The 18353-nt window shown below is 66.3% G+C and carries 17 protein-coding genes; 7 read left to right on the forward strand and 10 right to left on the reverse strand.

Features of this window, described 5'->3' with window-relative positions; translation table 11 throughout:
- Positions 1–193 precede the first annotated feature (193 nt).
- The 5 genes from L5G33_RS13465 to L5G33_RS13485 are packed head-to-tail and all read left to right on the forward strand — an operon-like array spanning position 194 to position 5667.
- Positions 194–1918 carry a nitrite/sulfite reductase gene (locus tag L5G33_RS13465; protein ID WP_236998680.1) on the forward strand — a complete coding sequence of 575 codons (1725 nt, stop codon included), beginning with the start codon at positions 194–196 and terminating at the stop codon, positions 1916–1918.
- An 8-nt stretch (positions 1919–1926) separates the two neighbouring features.
- The gene (locus L5G33_RS13470; protein WP_236998681.1) at positions 1927–2667 is read left to right on the forward strand and encodes a phosphoadenylyl-sulfate reductase; all 741 of its coding nucleotides are present in this window, start codon (positions 1927–1929) and stop codon (positions 2665–2667) included.
- Entirely contained in the window at positions 2664–3623 is a 960-nt protein-coding gene (cysD, locus tag L5G33_RS13475) for a sulfate adenylyltransferase subunit CysD (RefSeq protein WP_236998682.1), read from the forward strand. The genes L5G33_RS13470 and cysD overlap by 4 nt, the downstream gene beginning before the upstream one ends.
- Positions 3623–4945, forward strand: a complete 1323-nt coding sequence (locus tag L5G33_RS13480; protein WP_236998683.1) for a sulfate adenylyltransferase subunit 1 — start codon at positions 3623–3625, stop codon at positions 4943–4945. Before cysD ends, L5G33_RS13480 begins: the two co-directional genes overlap by 1 nt.
- Positions 4945–5667, forward strand: a complete 723-nt coding sequence (locus tag L5G33_RS13485) for a sirohydrochlorin chelatase (RefSeq protein ID WP_236998684.1) — start codon at positions 4945–4947, stop codon at positions 5665–5667. The genes L5G33_RS13480 and L5G33_RS13485 overlap by 1 nt, the downstream gene beginning before the upstream one ends.
- A gap of 46 nt (positions 5668–5713) precedes the next feature.
- Here L5G33_RS13485 and L5G33_RS13490 read toward each other — a convergent pair whose 3' ends face one another.
- Together L5G33_RS13490 and L5G33_RS13495 are read right to left on the reverse strand one after the other, a co-directional pair.
- Complete coding sequence (locus L5G33_RS13490) at positions 5714–6712, reverse strand: putative endonuclease domain-containing protein (RefSeq protein ID WP_236998685.1); 999 nt, start codon at positions 6710–6712, stop codon at positions 5714–5716.
- 62 nt (positions 6713–6774) lie between these two features.
- A complete protein-coding gene (locus L5G33_RS13495; protein WP_236998686.1) occupies positions 6775–7698 on the reverse strand; it encodes an alpha/beta hydrolase in 924 nt (307 codons plus the stop codon).
- Positions 7699–7914: 216 nt separating this feature from the next.
- Here L5G33_RS13495 and L5G33_RS13500 point away from each other — a divergent pair, with 216 nt between their 5' ends.
- The gene (locus tag L5G33_RS13500) at positions 7915–8307 is read left to right on the forward strand and encodes a DUF4189 domain-containing protein (protein WP_236998687.1); all 393 of its coding nucleotides are present in this window, start codon (positions 7915–7917) and stop codon (positions 8305–8307) included.
- 7 nt (positions 8308–8314) lie between these two features.
- Here L5G33_RS13500 and L5G33_RS13505 read toward each other — a convergent pair whose 3' ends face one another.
- The 7 genes from L5G33_RS13505 to lepA form a co-directional block, all read right to left on the reverse strand.
- Positions 8315–9304, reverse strand: coding sequence for a sulfate/molybdate ABC transporter ATP-binding protein (locus L5G33_RS13505; protein ID WP_236998688.1), 990 nt, complete (start codon positions 9302–9304; stop codon positions 8315–8317).
- A gap of 1 nt (position 9305) precedes the next feature.
- Entirely contained in the window at positions 9306–10154 is an 849-nt protein-coding gene (cysW, locus tag L5G33_RS13510; protein ID WP_236998689.1) for a sulfate ABC transporter permease subunit CysW, read from the reverse strand.
- Positions 10154–10954, reverse strand: coding sequence for a sulfate ABC transporter permease subunit CysT (gene cysT / locus L5G33_RS13515; protein ID WP_236998767.1), 801 nt, complete (start codon positions 10952–10954; stop codon positions 10154–10156). The genes cysW and cysT overlap by 1 nt, the downstream gene beginning before the upstream one ends.
- A gap of 32 nt (positions 10955–10986) precedes the next feature.
- A complete protein-coding gene (locus tag L5G33_RS13520) occupies positions 10987–12066 on the reverse strand; it encodes a sulfate ABC transporter substrate-binding protein (protein WP_236998690.1) in 1080 nt (359 codons plus the stop codon).
- Positions 12067–12253: 187 nt separating this feature from the next.
- Entirely contained in the window at positions 12254–12454 is a 201-nt protein-coding gene (locus L5G33_RS13525; protein WP_236998691.1) for a hypothetical protein, read from the reverse strand.
- A gap of 9 nt (positions 12455–12463) precedes the next feature.
- Entirely contained in the window at positions 12464–14482 is a 2019-nt protein-coding gene (locus L5G33_RS13530) for a M3 family metallopeptidase (RefSeq protein WP_236998692.1), read from the reverse strand.
- A 4-nt stretch (positions 14483–14486) separates the two neighbouring features.
- Positions 14487–16340 (reverse strand): translation elongation factor 4, encoded by a 1854-nt coding sequence (gene lepA / locus L5G33_RS13535; RefSeq protein WP_236998693.1) that lies wholly within the window; start codon positions 16338–16340, stop codon positions 14487–14489.
- A 115-nt stretch (positions 16341–16455) separates the two neighbouring features.
- On the opposite strand from lepA, the gene L5G33_RS13540 reads away from it, so the two are divergent.
- Positions 16456–17139, forward strand: a complete 684-nt coding sequence (locus L5G33_RS13540) for an alpha/beta hydrolase family protein (protein ID WP_236998694.1) — start codon at positions 16456–16458, stop codon at positions 17137–17139.
- Between the two features lies 1 nt (position 17140).
- Here the strand turns inward: L5G33_RS13540 and L5G33_RS13545 are convergent, their stop codons facing one another.
- The gene (locus tag L5G33_RS13545) at positions 17141–18241 is read right to left on the reverse strand and encodes a sulfotransferase family protein (protein WP_236998695.1); all 1101 of its coding nucleotides are present in this window, start codon (positions 18239–18241) and stop codon (positions 17141–17143) included.
- Positions 18242–18353: the final 112 nt, after the last annotated feature.

An 18353-nucleotide genomic window follows, 5' to 3' on the forward strand; every position in this document is an offset into this window, starting at 1 on the left:
TCCTCCGGAGTGTGGCTCGCCGAACGGCGGCACATCGATCTCAAGCGCGTCAACAGCGCATTCTGTCGGTTCTGACCGACGGCCACTCCGGCTACGCTGCCTTCTTGCGGTACGCCGAGTTCACGTCACTTCACCCCTGAGTACCAGCCCCCAGCAGTGCTGCCCTGTCCGCAGCATGCCATCAGGAGATCCGATGACGCTCACGTCAACCGAGTCGGCCGACCAGGCCGCGCAGGCCTCGGCCGCTGCGCCGCGAAAGCGGGCCCGGCCCACCAAGCGAAAGTCCGAAGGCCAGTGGGCCCTCGGCTACCGCACACCGCTCAACCCGAATGAGCAGTCCAAGCGCGACGACAACCCGCTCAACGTGCGACGACGCATCCTCGACACGTATCAGCACGTCGGGTTCGACGGCATCGACAAGGCCGACCTCCGTGGGCGCTTCCGCTGGATGGGGCTGTACACGCAGCGCGCCGACGGCTACGACGGCACGTATACCCACGACGACAACATCGACATCCTCGAGGCCCCGTACTTCATGATGCGGGTGCGCACTGACGGCGGACAGTTGTCCATCCCGCAGGTCCGCGCACTGGCAGGCATCTCCCGCGATTTCGCCCGCGGCACCGCCGACGTCACCGACCGGCAGAACATCCAGTATCACTGGATCGAGATCGAGAACGTCCCCGAGATTTGGCGTCGCCTCGACGAGGTCGGTCTCGACACCACCGAAGCGTGCGGCGACTGCCCGCGCGGCATGCTCGGCTCGCCGCTCGCGGGACTGTCCGTCGACGAGGTCCTTGATGCGAGCCCTGCGCTCGCCGAGATCAAACGTCGCTACATCGGCAACCCCGAGTACTCGAACCTTCCCCGCAAGTTCAAGACCGCGATCTCGGGACTGCAGGACGTCGTCCACGAGATCAACGACGTCAGCTTCGTCGGCGTCGAGCACCCGGAGCACGGCCCCGGCCTGGATCTGTGGGTCGGCGGCGGTCTCTCGACCAACCCGATGCTCGCCAAGCGTCTGGGCGTGTGGGTGCCGCTCGACGAGGTGCCGGACGTGTGGGAGGGCGTCGTCGCCATCTTCCGTGACTACGGCTACCGCCGACTGCGGTCCAAGGCTCGCCTCAAGTTCCTGATGAAGGATTGGGGCCCGGAGAAGTTCCGACAGGTCCTCGAGGACGAGTACCTGCACCGCAAGCTCGTCGACGGGCCGGCGCCCGAGGCACCGACGCAGCCGATCGACCACGTCGGCGTCACCAAGCAGAAGAACGGTCAGTACGCGGTCGGCTTCTCAGCCGTGTCCGGTCGACTGTCGGACGTCGTGCTCGACGCGATCGCCGACTCCGCCGAGACCGCTGGGAGCGACAGCGTCCGCCTCACCCCGTATCAGAAGCTCGTCGTCGTCAACGTCGACGAGGACAAGATCGCCGGTCTCGACGAGTCGCTCACCGCAGTCGGCCTGCAGTCGCGTCCCTCGGTGTGGCGCCGCAACCTGATCGCTTGCACGGGCCTGGAGTACTGCAAGCTCTCGTTCACCGAGACCCGCAGCCGGTCCCAGGCGCTCGTCCCGGAGATGGAGAGCCGGCTCGCCGAGCTGAACAAGGACCTCGACGTCCCGATCACCATCAACTTCAACGGGTGCCCCAACTCGTGCGCCCGCGTCCAGGTGGCCGACATCGGTCTCAAGGGCCAGCTCATCGACGAGGGCGGCACCCCGGTCGAAGGATTCCAGGTGCACCTGGGTGGCAGCCTCGGGTTCGACAGCGGGTTCGGCCGCAAGCTGCGTCAACACAAGATCTACGCGTCCGAGGCGACCGATTACATCGAGCGCGTCGTCCGCAACTTCGTCACCGACCGCAACGACGGCGAGCGCTTCGCCGAGTGGGCCGTCCGCGCCGACGACGAGAAGCTCAGGTAGGAGGAACTGTGAGTATTGATCTGGACTCCGCTCGATCGGTCGACGAGTTGCGTGCGATCGCGCAAGCAGGAGCGCAACAGCTCGGACCGGATGCGTCCGCCGATGAACTTCTCCGTTGGACCGCCGAAACCTTCGGCGCCGACTTCGTGATCGCCGCGAACATGCAGGACGCGGTTCTCATCGATGTCGCGAAGAAGGCGATCGACCCGGCGACGATCGAGGGGCAGCAGCTCAAGGCGCTGTTCCTCGACACCGGTTACCACTTCGCCGAGACCCTCGGCACCCGCGACGCGGTGACGGACGTGTACGACCTCGACCTCATCAACGTCACCCCCGAGCAGACCGTGGAGGAGCAGGACGAGCTCCTCGGAAAGAACCTGTTCGCGTCCGAGCCCGGCGAGTGCTGCCGATTGCGCAAGGTGGTGCCGCTCAAGGCGTCGCTCGCTCCGTTCAGCGCTTGGGTCACCGGCATCCGCCGCGTCGAGGCGCCCACCCGCGCCAACGCGCCGCTCATCTCGTTCGACGAAGGCTTCGGGCTGGTCAAGATCAACCCGCTCGCCGCATGGACGGACGAACAGTTCCAGGAGTACATCGACGCGAACGGCGTCCTCGTCAACCCGTTGGTCGACGAGGGCTACCCCTCCATCGGGTGCGCGCCGTGCACCGTCAAACCGAAGGCCGGAGAAGATCCGCGCAGCGGCCGTTGGGCCGGGCGCACCAAGACAGAATGCGGGTTGCACGCGTCATGACCATTTCCGATGAATCCCCCCTCGCTTCGCTGGACCGGACAGCGTCCGTCGACTCGTCGACCGACGAGTTCACCACGCTCGACGCACTCGAGTCGGAGTCGATCCACATCTTCCGCGAGGTCGCGGGCGAGTTCGAGCGCCCGGTGATTCTGTTCTCCGGCGGCAAGGACTCGACGCTCCTCCTGCATCTGGCGCTCAAAGCGTTCTGGCCTGCGCCGCTGCCGTTCTCACTGCTGCACGTGGACACCGGCCACAATCTGCCGGAGATCATCAAGTTCCGCGACGAGATCGTCGAACGCCACAACCTGCGTCTGCATGTCGCCAAGGTCGAGGATTATCTCGCCGACGGCCGCCTCACCGAGCGGCCCGACGGCATTCGCAACCCGCTGCAGACGATCCCGCTGCTCGACGGCATCACCGAGAACCGTTTCGACGCGGTGTTCGGCGGCGCCCGCCGCGATGAGGAGCGCGCCCGCGCCAAGGAGCGAATCTTCTCGTTGCGCAACGCGTTTGGCCAGTGGGACCCGAAGCGGCAACGTCCCGAACTGTGGAACCTGTACAACGGTCGCCACGCTCCGGGCGAACACGTCCGTGTGTTCCCGTTGAGCAACTGGACCGAACTGGACGTGTGGCGGTACATCGCCCGCGAGCAGGTCCTGCTTGCGCCGCTGTACTACGCGCACGAGCGTGAGGTGTACGAGCGCGACGGCATGTGGATGACGTCCGGCCCGTGGGGCGGGCCCCGCGAGGGCGAGTCCGTCGAGACGCGCATGGTGCGTTACCGCACCGTCGGCGACGGCTCCACCACCGGAGCCGTGCTGTCGGAGGCCGCCGACAACGAGTCCGTTCTGGCCGAGGTCGCAGCGTCGCGCCTCACCGAGCGCGGCGCCACCCGTGGCGACGACCGCGTCTCCGAGGCCGCCATGGAAGACCGCAAGCGCGAAGGATATTTCTGATGACTGCATCGAACACCGGGGTCGTCGCGGCCCCCGACCTACTCCGCATCGCGACTGCGGGCAGCGTCGACGACGGCAAGTCGACTCTCGTCGGCCGTCTCCTGTTCGACACCAAGTCGGTGCTCGCCGACCAGATCGACGCCGTCACCAAAGCGTCCGTCGACCGCGGCATGGACACCCCCGACCTGTCCCTACTGGTCGACGGCCTACGCGCCGAGCGTGAGCAGGGCATCACGATCGACGTCGCCTACCGCTACTTCGCGACGCCGAACCGGTCGTTCGTCCTCGCCGACACCCCGGGCCACGTCCAGTACACCCGCAACACCGTGTCCGGCGCATCCACCGCGCAGCTCGTCATCCTGCTGGTCGACGCCCGTAGCGGTGTGGTCGCCCAGACGCGTCGCCACGCGGCGGTCATGGCACTGCTCGGTGTGCCACGCCTGGTGCTCGCGGTAAACAAGATCGATCTCGTCGACAACGCCGAGCAGGTGTTCGAGCAGATCTCCGCTGACTTCAATTCAGTTACCGCAGCCCTCGGGTACAAGCCTGAGCAGGTGCAGGAGATCCCGGTCTCGGCGCTCCACGGCGACAATGTGGCGATCAAGTCGGACAACACCCCGTATTACGACGGGCCCACCCTGATCGAGCACCTGGAGACGGTTCCGAACGTGATCGATCGCAGCCCGGTCGGTCTGCGTTTCCCCGTTCAGTACGTGATCCGTCCGCGCACCCCCGAGTACCTCGACTACCGCGGGTACGCCGGTCAGATCGCGGCGGGTCGGGTGTCGGTCGGCGACGAGATCGTCGTCGCGCCGTCCGGCGTCCGTTCGACGATCGCCAAGATCGACACCGCGGACGGTGAACTGCAGACCGCGCATACCGGCCGCAGCGTCACCTTGCTGCTGACCGACGACATCGACGTGTCACGCGGCGACCTCATCGCGTCGGTGGACGACGCACCCGAGCCTGCGCAGCAGTTCACCGCGACGGTCTGCTGGTTGGCCGAGAAGGCGCTGCGTCCCGGCGCACGGCTGCTGCTCAAGCACGGTACGAAGACGACGCAGGTCATCATCGGTTCGCTCGACGCGCTGTTCGACGAGCAGAACCTGACGGTGATCGATGCACCGGACACGGTGGAGCTCAACCAGATCGGGCGTATCTCGCTGACGACGGCCGAGCCGATCGCCGCCGACGATTACCAGGTCGACCGGGAGTCGGGCAGCTTCCTGATCATCGACCCGCAGGGTGGCAACACTCTCGGCGCCGGGCTCATCGGTGACGCTCTCGCACCGCTGCACCTGTCCGAGGCTGCAGTAGTCTGATGACCCCCACTCTCGTGCTGGCCTCGCACGGCAGCCGAGACCCCCGATTCGATGCGACCGCCCGCCGGGTGGCCGACGCGGTCCGCGTCGCACTGCCCGGCGTGCGCGTCGAGTCGGCTTATCTCGATTTGAACGCGCCACTGATCGGCGATGTTCTAGCCAACCTTTCCGGTGCGGCTGTCGTCGTCCCGCTGCTGTTCGGCGACGGTTTCCACGGCAAGATCGACCTGCCGAACATGCTGGCGGACGCCTGCGCGTCGAACCCGTCGCTGTCGGTGCGGCAGACCGACGTGGTCGGCGTCCACTCGCCGGTGCCCGCGCTGGTCGACCGTCTCGCGGAGGCGGGTCTGCGCAGTGACGACGGGGTACTCATGATCGCCGTCGGCTCCTCCGATCCCGGGTCGGACGCGTCGATATCGGCCCGCGCCGACGAGCTCGCGTCGACACTGGGGCGGCCCGTCGAGTTGGTGTTCGCGACACGGATCGGGTGCGACGGGGCGGCGGTGCGTGAGGCCGTCGACTCTCTACTCGCCCGCGGCTGTGCACGGATCGCGTTGAGCCCGCTGTTCCTGTCGGCGGGGCTCCTCACCGAACGAGTGGAGCGTGTCCTCGACGCGCTCGACTCCCCCGCCGTCGTCGCTGGCCCGGTCGGCGCGCACCCGACATTGATCGACGCCATCGCGTCGCTGTACGCGCCGCACGCGACGACCGTCGCGGTGTGAAGGTTTCCCTCAACGCGGTAGATCACTGCCGCTCTATGACAGTGATCTACCGTGCTGATTCCGGCGGGCAGTTCGGGCACCGGACAAAAGGGCCGGGCCAGCCGTTGGCGGCGAGCGCCGTGGCGATCTTTCGAGCCGTCGAGCAGGGGCGCCCGACGACCTGACCGAAGCTCAGACGCAGGCTCAACCGTTGCTCCCCGATCGCCGCGTCGAGGTCGCGTTCCAGGTCCCGGTCGCGGGCGGCAGCATCATCGTGGAAGCGCCAGCCGTCGAGTTCAACGACCGTCTGCCACTCCGGATAGTCCAAGTCACGGAAACCTTTACGCCCGAACGCCGTCGGTGCCTGCCGGATCGGTGTCGGCAGAGCATGTCGACGTTCGACATGTGTCAGATATCGATACTCGAGTATCGAGCAGGTTCCATTCTCGATGTCGGTCAGAACAGCCTGGACAAGGGCGCGGCGCGGCATCCGGGCCCGCTCCGACAGCGCCGTCCTCAGCTGGGGCGCAGCAGTGATCCGAGAGTTGACGGCATCGGCAAGTATCGCGATAGCTTCCATCTCCGTCCGAGCCGAGGCTGCGATGTCGAGCACTGCTTCGTGCACGCGAAGCCGCGGCGGACTCATGTTCCACACCACGTGACGGTCAAACGCCACCCGGCGATGAACTCGTACGCCTGGATGCTTGGTCACCTTGCGGTCCGACTCGATCACGACGTGGATCGTCTCCCCGGGGTCGGGCAGAACCGAGCGGTCGCACAGGGCAGCCGGATAGGCGTCGAGGACCGCAGCCCACGCACGTTGACGCCACGTCAACGGTCCCGTGTGATCGACATAGACCCCCGGATGAACCGTGGCCCACTCACGACGCCGAAGCCGCCGTCGAATGTCTGCTTCGGAGCAACCGCAATCGAGTGCTTGTCTTCGTGAGATCACACCGTTCTGCTCGTACAGCAGCACAGCGACCTGCGAATCGACGGAATGCGGCAATGCGCCCATACGTAGATCGTCACGGCTGGAGAAGAACGTGTAAAGCAGCTTATCCACAGGCGCGAATCGCGACGGTAGATCACTGCCGCTCTATGACAGTGATCTACCGTCGCGATTCGTCACTCGTCGTGAAAGGTCCCGTCGAGGTATTCAGCGATGTCGTCGACGGCGGTCTTGCCGAGGCTCGCGACGCCGGCGAGATTGGCGACGAAGGCGTGGATCTGGCCGTCGTAGCGGCGAGCCTGGACGGCGACGCCCGCGTCGGCGAGACGCTGGGCGTACACCTCGCCCTGGTCGCGGATCGGATCGTATTCGGCGGTCACGACGAAGGCCGGGGCCACTCCCGACAGGTCATCGACGAGCATCGGCGACGACCGCCAGTCCTTCGGGTCGGACGGATAGTTCTTGCCGAACCAGCGCAGCAGGTCGAACGTGAGGAACTTGCCCTCCCCGTTCTCCTTGAGCGACGGATACGGCTTGGAGATGTCCGTCGCCGGATAGATCAGCACCTGGCCGGCGAGCCGATATCCGTTGTCACGGGCGTCAATCGCGACGACAGCGGCCAGGTTGCCGCCTGCACTGTCGCCCGCCACTGCGATGCGTGACGGATCGCCACCCAACTCGGCCGCGTGGTCGCCGACCCAACGGGTCACCGCGATCGCGTCGTCAGACGCTGCCGGGAACGCGTTCTCCGGCCCTTTTCGATAGTTGACCGAGACGACGACCGCGCCGACCTGAGCGCACCACACCGTGCACGGGCCGTGTACCGACTCCGGCGACCCGACGACGAACCCGCCGCCGGGGAAATAGACGAGCACCGGGAAAGGCCCGTCTCCCTTCGGGGTGTAGACGCGGACCGCGATGTCGCCCGCAGGCCCCGGAATCGTCCGCTCGACGACGTCACCGACCTCGACCGGCGGCAGACCCGACCGCACGCTCATCTTGTCGAACGCACGCCGCGCCTGCTCGACGGTCATCTCGTGCATCGGCGTCGCACTCGCTATCGCGTCGAGCAGAGCCTGCGTGTTCGGATCGATCGGCATGAAACCTCCAAGGTGTTGCGGCGTTGCGGAGTCGCGGTGTTGCGGAGTTGGGGAGTTGGGGCGCGGTCGATCCTCAGTCTGCCCCACCGGATGCGCAGACATCCGACTCGGAGCGCGTCCTCCCTCGTGAGAGCGTTTCCGGAGGTGTATATCGAACAACCGACATGTGCCGTGTCCGCTTGGGGAATCTGAGCATCGCCTGAGTACTGTCTTCTCATGAAACTTCGCCAGTTCCTCGCAGCATTCGCAATCACGGCATCGCTCGCCACCGGTGCGACGATGCTTCCCGGCACCACGCCGACCGCAGACGCCGCATCCAACTATTGGGGTGCGATCGCCTGGAACTACAACGGTCGGACCGCCTACGCCGTGAACTACCACACCCAGAACAGTGCGAAGCGCGCAGCCAAGGCACGCTGCGGGTCGAACTGCGGTTGGTTCACCTTCTACCGCTCGTGCGGCGCCGCAGCCTACAAGTTCACCTCGACTCGCACTCGCGTCGGCACCGCACGCGGCTATGCGACCCGTGCGGGCGCCCAGCGCGCGGCCAAGCGTCAGGCCGGACCCGGCTCCCACATCCGGGCGTGGGCCTGCACCGCGGGACGCTAATCGTCCGTCAATCGAGTTCTGGCACCTTGGTGGCCCGCGCGAAGATCTCCTCGCCTGCGACGAGATTCAACGCGTTCTGATCGCCGCGGGTGATCTGAGCCAGAAACTCTTCGCCAGTCGTCGCAGCCTTCAACTCGACGCGCGTCTCGAAGCCGAGATTCACCACACGGAGAATCTCGGCTTTGACGACTCCGGTGTCCAACGACGAGTCCGGCCCGGGGAACACCATCTCGGGTGTGCGCCCCAGACGGATGTCATGGGGACGGACCAGCTCACCGTTCAACTTGGACACCGAACCGAGGAACGACGCGACGAACACATTGTCCGGGTGGTCGTACAGCTCGTCCGGTGCGCCGACCTGTTCGATGCGCCCCTTGTTGAGGACGGCGATCCGGTCGGAGACGTCCAACGCCTCCTGCTGGTCGTGCGTGACGAGCACCGTGGTCACATGGACCTCGTCGTGCAGCTTCCGCAACCATCGACGCAGGTCCTCGCGAACCTTCGCGTCGAGCGCACCGAAGGGCTCATCGAGCAACAGCACCTGCGGGTCGACGGCCAGTGCTCGCGCCAATGCCATACGCTGCCGCTGACCGCCTGAAAGCTGTGCCGGGTACCGCTTCTGGAAGACGGTCAGCCCGACGATCTCGAGGAGCTCGTCGACCTTGTTCTCGATCTCGTTCTTTCCCCGCTTGCGGATCTTGAGCCCGAAAGCGATGTTCTCCCGCACCGTCAGGTGTTTGAACGCCGCGTAATGCTGGAATACGAAACCGATGTCGCGTTGCTGCGGCGACGCCTTCGACACATCGCGGCCGTTGATCTTGACGGTCCCCGAATCGAGCGTGTCCAGGCCCGCGATGGCCCGCAGCAGCGTCGACTTTCCGGAGCCCGACGGTCCGAGAAGCGACGTCAACGAACCCTCCGGGATGTCGATCGACACGTCGTCGAGGGCCGCGAACTCCCCGTACCTCTTGTTGGCACCGATCACCGAGATGGACATGTCAGTTCTTCTCCTCTTCGACGATCGACGCGCTCGCGTCGGCCACTCGTCCTTGTACGCGTCGTTCGACGATGGTCATGACGACGAGCACGAGGATCGCCACCAGCATCAGCAGAGTCGCGGCGGCGTACGCGCCGAACTCGTTGTAGTCGTCGGTGTACCGGGAGTGCACCAACAGAGTCAGGGTCTGGGAGACGCCCGGGAAGTTCGACGACACCATCGTGACGGCACCGTACTCGCCGAGCGCGCGAGCCACAGTCAAGACCACACCGTAGGTCAGACCCCAGCGGATGGCTGGCAGCGTGATCCGCCAGAACGTCTGCCATCCCGTGGCCCCGAGCGTCGCCGCGGCCTCTTCCTGCTCGGTGCCGATCTCCCGGAGCACCGGTTCCACTTCGCGCACCACGAACGGCAGAGTCACAAAGATCGTCGCCAGCACCATGCCCGGCAGTCCGAAGATGATGCGGATGCCGAGCGACTCGAGACCGCCGAACCAGCCGTCCGCGCCCCACAGTGCGATCAGCGCGACGCCGACGACCACCGGGGATACGGCGAACGGCAGGTCGACGACCGCCTGCAGGATCCCCTTGCCGCGGAAACGTCCGCGAGCAAGCGCGAGCGCCGTCACCACGCCGAAGATCACATTGAGCGGGACCACGATCACGACGATCAGCAGCGACAGCTGCAACGCTGAGATCGCAGCAGGCGTGGTGATCCACTCCCAGAACTGGCCGAAACCGTGCTCGAAAGACCGCCAGAAAATCAGGCCGACCGGAACGATCAGCAGAACGAACAGGTAGATCAACGCGATACTGCGCAGCCCGAGCCGCGTCCACCTCGACACGATCATTAGTCCGAGCCCTCTCGACGAGTCTGGATGCGCGAGATGACGCGCAGGACGAACAGGACGATGAAGGCGATCACCAGCAGTGCGACCGAGACGGCGGCCGCATTGACGGGCTCGTCGACCTCGATCTGCTGCTGAATGTACTGCGACGACACCTGCGTCTTGCCCGGGATGTTGCCGCCGATCAGGACGACGGATCCGAACTCGCCGATCGCGCGAGTGAAGGCCAGGCCCGCGCCGGTCAGGATCGATGGCAGCAGGGCCGGAAGCACGATCTTGGTCCAGATGATCCGGTTGCTGGCGCCGAGCACCGATGCGGCCTCTTCGACACTGTGGTCGAGTTCCATGAGCACCGGCTGCACTTGTCGGACGACGAACGGCAGCGTCACGAACGTCAACGCGATGACCAGCGCGGGCTGCGTCGCCGACAGGTGGACGTCGATCGGGCTGTTCGGCCCGTACAGCGACAGCAGCACGAGGCTCGCGACGATCGTCGGCAACGCGAACGGCAGGTCGATGATCGCGTTGACGAACCCCTTGCCGGGAAACTCGTCGCGCACCAGGACCCACGCGATCAACGTGCCGAAGGCCACGTTGATGATCGCGACGACGAGCGACACCACCACGGTGATGCCGAGCGACTGCAGAGCAGGTTTCGCGGTGATCGCGTCCCAGAATCCGGCAGGCCCGTCGTCGAACGACTGAGCGGCGATGGCCGCCAACGGCAGCAGCACGATGATGCTCAGCCACAGGCCGGCGACGCCGACGGTCAAGCCGGTGCTCGACCGACGGGCCTTACTGATCCCGGCGGGAGCTTCGGTGGTCTCTGCGGTGCTCAACTGCCCGCCTCCTCGTCGTAGACGGCGGTGATGGCGCCGTCTGACCCGAACAGCTGCTTGTCGACATCCTTCCAGCCACCGAGGTCCTCGATCGTCGTCAGCTTCGTGATGTCGCCTGGGAAGTCGCCTCGGGTCTGAGCTGCGACCGCCGGGTCCGTCGGTCGGAAACCGGCCTGCGCCCATAGCCGCTGGGCGGGCGGGGTGAACAGATAGTCGACGAAGGTCCGGGCGGCAGCCAAGTCGTCGCTCGTGTTGACGACGGCGACCGGGTTGTCGATGCGGAAAGTGTCCGACGGGACCATGTACTCGACGCGCTGCGACGCCGGCGCACCGGCGTTGTCTCGTTCGAGCATGATCGCTTCGTTCTCGTAACTGATCAACACGTCGCCCTGCCCCTGCTGGAACGTCGTGGTCGCTTCACGACCCGACTTCGGGAGCACGTGGATGTGGTTGCGCACCAGTTCCCGGATGTACCCGAGACCCGCGTCCGGGTTCTTCCCGGCGTCGCTCTTCGCTGCGTACGGCGCGAGGAGGTTCCACTTCGCCGAACCGGAGCTACCCGGGTTCGGGGTGACGACCTCGACTCCAGGTTTGAGCAGATCGTCCCAGGTCTGGATGTTCTTCGGGTTGCCCTCCCGGACGACCAGCGCGACGACCGAACCGAACGCAACCGACTTGTTCGGGTGTTGGTCCTCCCAGTCCTCGTCGACGACGCCCGCCTTGACCAGGCGCGTCACATCGGGCGCCACCGAAAAGTTGACGACGTCGACGGGCAGTCCGCGAGCAGCCTTACGCGACTGGTCGCCAGACGCGCCGTACGACTGGGAGAAACCGATGCCGTGGCCCTCCGGCGTCTCCCGGAACGCGGGGATCACCATGTCGAAGCCGACCTTCGGGACCGCATAGGCGGCGAGGTTCACATGCCTGCTGCCCGACGAGATGTCGATGCCGCCCGGCTCGTCCGTCGATCCGCCGCCACACGCGGCGACCGACACGACGAGTGCTGCGACGACAGCGAGGCAGCCGATGATCCGGCGCGGACGCCGCACGCGCCGATAGGTCTTCTCCGAGTTCACTCGATGACGCTAACAACGTTGCGATCTGCACCTCAACGTAGATCGGCATTGCGCTCACACTGATTCGAATTCTCGCTTTCGTGTCGACAGTGGGCCCACTCCCGTCAGCGCAGGATGAGCCAGGCGATGATGACGAGAATCAGCAGCGCGACGAGCGCCAAGGTGACTTTGGAACGGAACATGAGATCTAGATACCCAATCCGTGATCGTCGCCGACGTCACGTCGGGCGAGCACTGAAAACGCTTTGCCGACGAGGTAGTTGACCCCGAAGGCGAGGATCGTCGCGAGCGGGATCGCGACCAACAGGAACACTATGAGCTGAGGGATGAACGGGAGACCGGTGAGCCACTCCTCCACCGAGTCCCACCACGCCAGTGCTCCGCTCATGCCGTCACCCTACTCGCCGGGCGCGGCGAGACCGCGCCGCGCCAGCAGCGGTCCGACCTGGGCGTCGCGACCGAGCATCTCCGCATGCGCCTGCACCGGGTCCACACTGTCGCCGCGGGAGAGGACGGCGTCGGCGAACGCCCGGCCGAGTTCGCGGTCCAATCCGCCGCCGGTGAGGAACCACTGCTCGGTCTCGGCGTCGAGCACCTCCGACCAGATGTACGAGTAGTAGCCGGATGAGTAGCCGCCCGCGAACACGTGGTTGAAGTACGTCGTGCGGTAGCGGGGCCCGATCAGCTCAGACCACAGCCCCGCCGCGCGCAACGCCTGCTCCTCGAAGGCGAGGACGTCGACGGGGATCTCGTCCGGACCGAGGCGATGCCAGGCCAGGTCGAGGGCGGCGGCCGCCAGATACTCGATGGTCGAGTGGGCCGTCTCGGTGGCCGTCGCCGCGCGCACCGCGTCGAGCAGCGCCTCAGGCGCGGGCTCGCCGGTCCGATAGTGCTTGGCGTAGCCACCGACGACGTCCCGGTGAAGCGCCCACATCTCGTTGACCTGCGACGGGAACTCAACGAAGTCGCGCGGGACGGACGTCCCCGACTGGGACACGTAGTCGACGTCCGAGAGCAGTCCGTGGATCGCGTGCCCGAACTCGTGGAACACGGTGACCACCTGGTCCAGTGTGAGAAGGCACTTCTCGCCGTCGTCGGGCTTGGTCAGATTCGACACATTGACGATGATCGGCGACGTCCCGAGACTGCGGGACTGGTCGACGATGTTGTTCATCCATGCGCCGCCCCGCTTGGACGGGCGGGCGAAGAAGTCGCCGAGGAAGAGGCCGACGCCCTCGCCGTCACGGGCGACCTCCCACACGCGGACGTCCGGATGGTAGCCGTGCAGGTCGGGGCGCTCGGTCATGGTGAGCCCGTACAGCGTGTGCGCAGCGGTGAAGACACCGTCGCGCAGCACCGATTCGAGTTCGCAGTACTGCTCGAACTCGTCGATGTCGATGTCGCCGCCCGACCGTTGTGACGCGGCGAGCGCGTACGTGACGTCCCACGGCTGCAACTGCGCGCCGTCGGCGATCCGGTCGAGTTCCCGTCCGCCCGCAGCCATCGCCGCGTCACCGAGGTCGGCGAGCAGACCGGCTGCGGCCTGCGGGCTCGGAGCAGTCTGTTCGGCGATCACGTATTCGGCGTGGTTGGCGTAACCGAGGAGCCGCGCGCGACGGGCACGCAGTTCCACGATCTCGCGCACCGTGTCACGCGTGTCGTACTCGTTGCCGCGCGCGCACCGACGAATCGACGCCTCGAAGACCTGTCGGCGTGCGTCGGCGCTGGTCAGCTTGGCGACGCTGCCCTGACTCGTCGGCAGCTCCAACGCGATGAGGTAGCCGTCGTGACCGGCGTCTGCTGCGGCCCGTCGTGCGGCCGCGATCTCGCCGTCCGACAATCCGTCGAGGTCGGCGACGTCGTCGAACAGGACTGCCGACGCGTTCGTGTCGTCGAGGAGACGCTGGCCGAATTCGGTGGTCAACGTCGCCAGCCGCGACGACCACTCCCGCATCTGTGTCTGGCCCGTCTCGTCGAGCGCGGCACCCGCGCGGACGGCGTCCCGGTATCGCTGCTCGACGAGCCGCCGTTGCGGCTCGGTGAGTCCGACCTCCTCGCGCGTCGCGTACACAGCTTCGATCCGCGCGAACAATCGCGGGTTCATCGCGATTGTGTTGGCGTGCTCGGTGAGGCGAACGGCGAGCGTCTGGGCGATCTTCTGACGCGCCGGATTGCTGTCGGGCCCTTCGAGATTGAAGAAGATCCCGTTGGCTCGCGCGAGGGCACGACCGGAGTTCTCCAGCGCCTCCACGGTGTTGACGAATGTCGCCGGATCCGGGTCGGACGCGATGTCGCCGACCTCGGCGAGATGCTCGGCCAACGCGGCGTCGTACGCGGGCAGGAAGTCGTCGTCGGAGATGGACGCGAAGTCGGGCAGACCGTACGGCAGACCGGAGTCGGCGAGGACCGGATTCATCGCGCTACTTGCCCTTCGGCTTGTCGCCCGCCTCGCCGGTGGACAGCGCAGCCACGAACGCTTCCTGCGGAACCTCGACACGGCCGATCGTCTTCATACGCTTCTTGCCCTCCTTCTGCTTCTCGAGCAGCTTGCGCTTACGGCTGATGTCGCCGCCGTAACACTTGGCGAGGACGTCCTTGCGGATCGCCCGAATGTTCTCGCGCGCGATCACCTTCGATCCGATGGCCGCTTGCAAGGGGACTTCGAACTGCTGCCGCGGGATCAGCGCCTTCAGCTTGTTGGTCATCTTGTTGCCGTACGCGAACGCGGAGTCCTTGTGGACGATCGCACTGAACGCGTCGACAGCCTCGCCCTGCAGGAGGATGTCGACCTTCACCAGGTCGGCTTCCTGCTCGCCGGACTCCTCGTAATCGAGACTCGCGTACCCACGGGTCCGCGACTTGAGCGCATCGAAGAAGTCGAAGATTATCTCGGCCATCGGCAGCGTGTACCGCATCTCCACACGCGACTCCGATAGATAATCCATGCCGCCGAGTTCGCCGCGCCGCGACTGGCACAACTCCATGATCGAGCCGATGAACTCGCTCGGCACGATGACCGTCGTCTTCACCACCGGTTCGTAGATGTGGCGGGTCTTGCCGGTCGGCCAGTCGGACGGATTCGTGACGACCTTCTCGCTGCCGTCGTCCATCACCACGCGATAGACGACGTTGGGGGCCGTCGAGATCAGGTTCAGGTCGAACTCGCGCTCGAGTCGTTCACGGGTGATCTCCATGTGCAGCAGACCGAGAAAACCACAGCGGAAACCGAACCCGAGCGCCACCGACGTCTCCGGCTCGAAGGTGAGTGAAGCGTCGTTGAGCTGCAACTTCTCCAGCGCTTCCCGGAGCACCGGGTAGTCGGAGCCGTCCATCGGATACAGACCCGAGTAGACCATCGGACGCGGCTCGCGGTAGCCGGTCAACGGCGTTCCCGCGCCGCCGCGCGCGGTGGTCACGGTATCGCCGACCTTCGACTGCCGCACGTCCTTCACACCGGTGATCAGATAGCCGACCTCCCCGACGCCGAGCCCCTTGGTCACCTTCGGTTCGGGTGAGACGATGCCGACTTCGAGTAGTTCATGCGTGGCCCCCGTTGACATCATCGAGACCTTCTCGCGCGGAACGATCTTCCCGTCCACCACGCGGACGTAGGTGACGACGCCACGGTAGGTGTCGTAGACCGAGTCGAAGATCATCGCACGGGCAGGGGCGTCCGCGTCGCCGACCGGCGCTGGGATCTGGCGGATCGCCTCGTCGAGCAGCGCCGGAACGCCCTCACCTGTCTTCCCGGATACACGCAGCACGTCTTCTGGTTCGCAGCCGATGATGTGCGCGATCTCAGCGGCGTATCGGTCGGGGTCCGCTGCGGGCAGGTCGATCTTGTTCAGGACCGGGATGATCGTCAGATCGTTGTCCATCGCCAGGTACAGGTTGGCGAGCGTCTGCGCTTCGATTCCCTGCGCGGCGTCGACCAGCAGGATCGCCCCCTCGCACGCTTCGAGCGCACGCGAGACCTCGTAGGTGAAGTCGACGTGGCCCGGCGTGTCGATGAGGTGGATGACGTAGTCGTCGCCGTCCAGCGTCCACGGGAGGCGGACGTTCTGCGCCTTGATGGTGATGCCGCGCTCGCGTTCGATGTCCATGCGGTCGAGATACTGCGCACGCATCGCCCGCTCCTCGACCACACCGGTCAGCTGCAGCATGCGGTCCGCAAGCGTTGACTTGCCGTGGTCGATGTGCGCGATGATGCAGAAGTTCCTGATCTTGGCAGGATCGGTGAACGTCGTGTCTGCGAAGCTGGGAATCGAACTCACTCCTCGGGCGGCGGGGCCGGACCGGGTCCGGCACACAAATCACCCTCCAGTTTCGCACGTCGACCCGGCGGGCGACGATTCCCCGACCAGCCGGCGTGACGGTAGTGTCGCCCGCGTGACGAACGCCACCACCGTGACCGCCGGATCCGTCGCCGCCGACCTCGACTCGCCCGACGACCCGTCCGGTCTGATCGTGCTCGCGCACGGGGCGGGCAGCGATCGACGCTCCGCACTTCTCCGGACTCTCAGCGACGCGTTGGTCGACCGCGGGCTCGCGGTCGCGCGGATCGACCTCCCCTATCGCCAGCTCCGACCGAAGGGACCGCCGTCGCCATCGAAGGCCGCGCTCGATCGGGACGGCATCAGGTCCGCGGTCGCACTGCTCCGAGAAAAGGTCGCCGTCGACGGTCCGGTGATCGTCGGCGGACAGTCGTACGGCGGGCGGCAGGCGTCGATGGCCGTCGCCGACGACCCCGGGTTGGCCGACGGACTGCTCCTCACCTCGTATCCATTGCATCCGCCCGGTAAACCAGACAAGGCGCGGACCGAGCATCTCCCGCGGATCACGGTCCCGACGCTCGTCGTGCACGGCCGCTCCGACGCGTTCGGCACGTCCGACGAGTTCGCTGCTGTGCTCCCAGCATTCGGCGGGCCGACGCGGCTCATCGAGATCGAGAAAGCCGACCACAGCCTCAAACCCGAGCGCAGCGGCGTCGGACCGACCACAGCGGACGCGGTCGACGGCTGGCTGCTTCCGGCCGCGCGAGAGTGCGCGGCGAGCCGGTTCGGCTGGAGCTGAGTCAGCGTCGCAGCGCCTGCGTTCGACGTCGAACGGCGCGCACCACATTGCCGACCCTCGTCTTCAAGCGGACGGGTGGATCGATGATCGTCGACGCTTTCACCCATTGGGCGAGCGCGTCGAGCGCCGCGTCGAACGCCTGCTGATCGGTGACCGGTGGGGAGTCGGTGCCGCTGGGGGCGACGCGCAGGTCGTCGACCGTCCCCGACACCGGGTATCCGCCGTCGACGACGGCCGCGACGAGTTCCTCGGAGTAGTCGGCGAGCCAGGAGAGTTGGTCGGCGGCGAGTCCGATGGGGGCTCCGCCGTCGACCTCGGCCATCACCTCGTGGATGAGGACCTGTTTGACGAGCCGCTCGTACCGACTCCATTCGACGTCAGTCGGCTGCAGTCGCGTGTTGAGGCGACGCAGGAACTCAGTCTGGGACGACGACAGCGAGCTGTTGTCCCGGACCGGCGGTTCCGGGAGGACGGCCGGATCGACGTCGACGACGCGCAGGAACCGTTCCCACAGTCCGTCACCGGGTGCTGCGGAACCTTTCGCGGGGACGGTCACCACGTGGACGCGGTCGGCGCCGACGACCGACGACCAGTCCGCGAGGACGCGCCGACAGTCCTGGAACTCCCAGAACGGTTCGTCACCTGGAGCTTCGGGTCCGCCGCTGATCGACGAGAGGAACTCGTCAAGGGTGGTGCGACGCTGATTCTTGACGTTCTCCTGCCAGACCGACGGGACCTGCCGCCCGAGGTCGCGCACGGTGAGGATCGCATGGACTTCGTCGGCGAACGACAGGTCGTCGACCAGGCTGCGGATCCGGTCCGGGCCTGCGTTGGCGAACAACTCGTGCGAGACGAGTGAGCGTCGCGGCCACGCGCGCATCTGTTCGACCATGGCGGCCCACGCGCCGGCGTGCTCGGGCCGTGCCCAGTCGAGGTACCGCTCGGGTTGCAGGTGGGTCGCCGCATGGAAATGGTCGTCCATGTTGACGCCCGGGTACAGCAGGCCTGCGGCCATCGCGTGATCCCGGTTCTGCCAGAGGCGACCCTGGATGTGCGTGGTGCCGGTCTTCGGCAGACCGACGTGGACGTAGACGACTGACATGGCCCCACCCTATTAGGATCACGGTGAGCGTAATCGAGCCGACTCGGTCGGCCTCACGATTTGGGCGGCTCCCCCGGCGCTGGTATCGTTGACCGCTGTTGCGCTTGACGCC

The organism is Gordonia liuliyuniae (assembly GCF_021738805.1).
GTDB classification, from domain to species: Bacteria; Actinomycetota; Actinomycetes; order Mycobacteriales; family Mycobacteriaceae; genus Gordonia; species Gordonia liuliyuniae.

Coding starts and splice junctions, on each gene's coding strand:
- L5G33_RS13465 (WP_236998680.1), top strand. CDS start 194: ATGACGCTCACGTCAACCGAGTCGGCCGACCAGGCCGCGCAGGCCTCG.
- cysD (WP_236998682.1), top strand. CDS start 2,664: ATGACCATTTCCGATGAATCCCCCCTCGCTTCGCTGGACCGGACAGCG.
- L5G33_RS13480 (WP_236998683.1), top strand. CDS start 3,623: ATGACTGCATCGAACACCGGGGTCGTCGCGGCCCCCGACCTACTCCGC.
- L5G33_RS13485 (WP_236998684.1), top strand. CDS start 4,945: ATGACCCCCACTCTCGTGCTGGCCTCGCACGGCAGCCGAGACCCCCGA.
- L5G33_RS13495 (WP_236998686.1), bottom strand. CDS start 7,698: ATGCCGATCGATCCGAACACGCAGGCTCTGCTCGACGCGATAGCGAGT.
- L5G33_RS13500 (WP_236998687.1), top strand. CDS start 7,915: ATGAAACTTCGCCAGTTCCTCGCAGCATTCGCAATCACGGCATCGCTC.
- L5G33_RS13505 (WP_236998688.1), bottom strand. CDS start 9,304: ATGTCCATCTCGGTGATCGGTGCCAACAAGAGGTACGGGGAGTTCGCG.
- cysW (WP_236998689.1), bottom strand. CDS start 10,154: ATGATCGTGTCGAGGTGGACGCGGCTCGGGCTGCGCAGTATCGCGTTG.
- L5G33_RS13525 (WP_236998691.1), bottom strand. CDS start 12,454: ATGAGCGGAGCACTGGCGTGGTGGGACTCGGTGGAGGAGTGGCTCACC.
- L5G33_RS13530 (WP_236998692.1), bottom strand. CDS start 14,482: ATGAATCCGGTCCTCGCCGACTCCGGTCTGCCGTACGGTCTGCCCGAC.
- L5G33_RS13545 (WP_236998695.1), bottom strand. CDS start 18,241: ATGTCAGTCGTCTACGTCCACGTCGGTCTGCCGAAGACCGGCACCACG.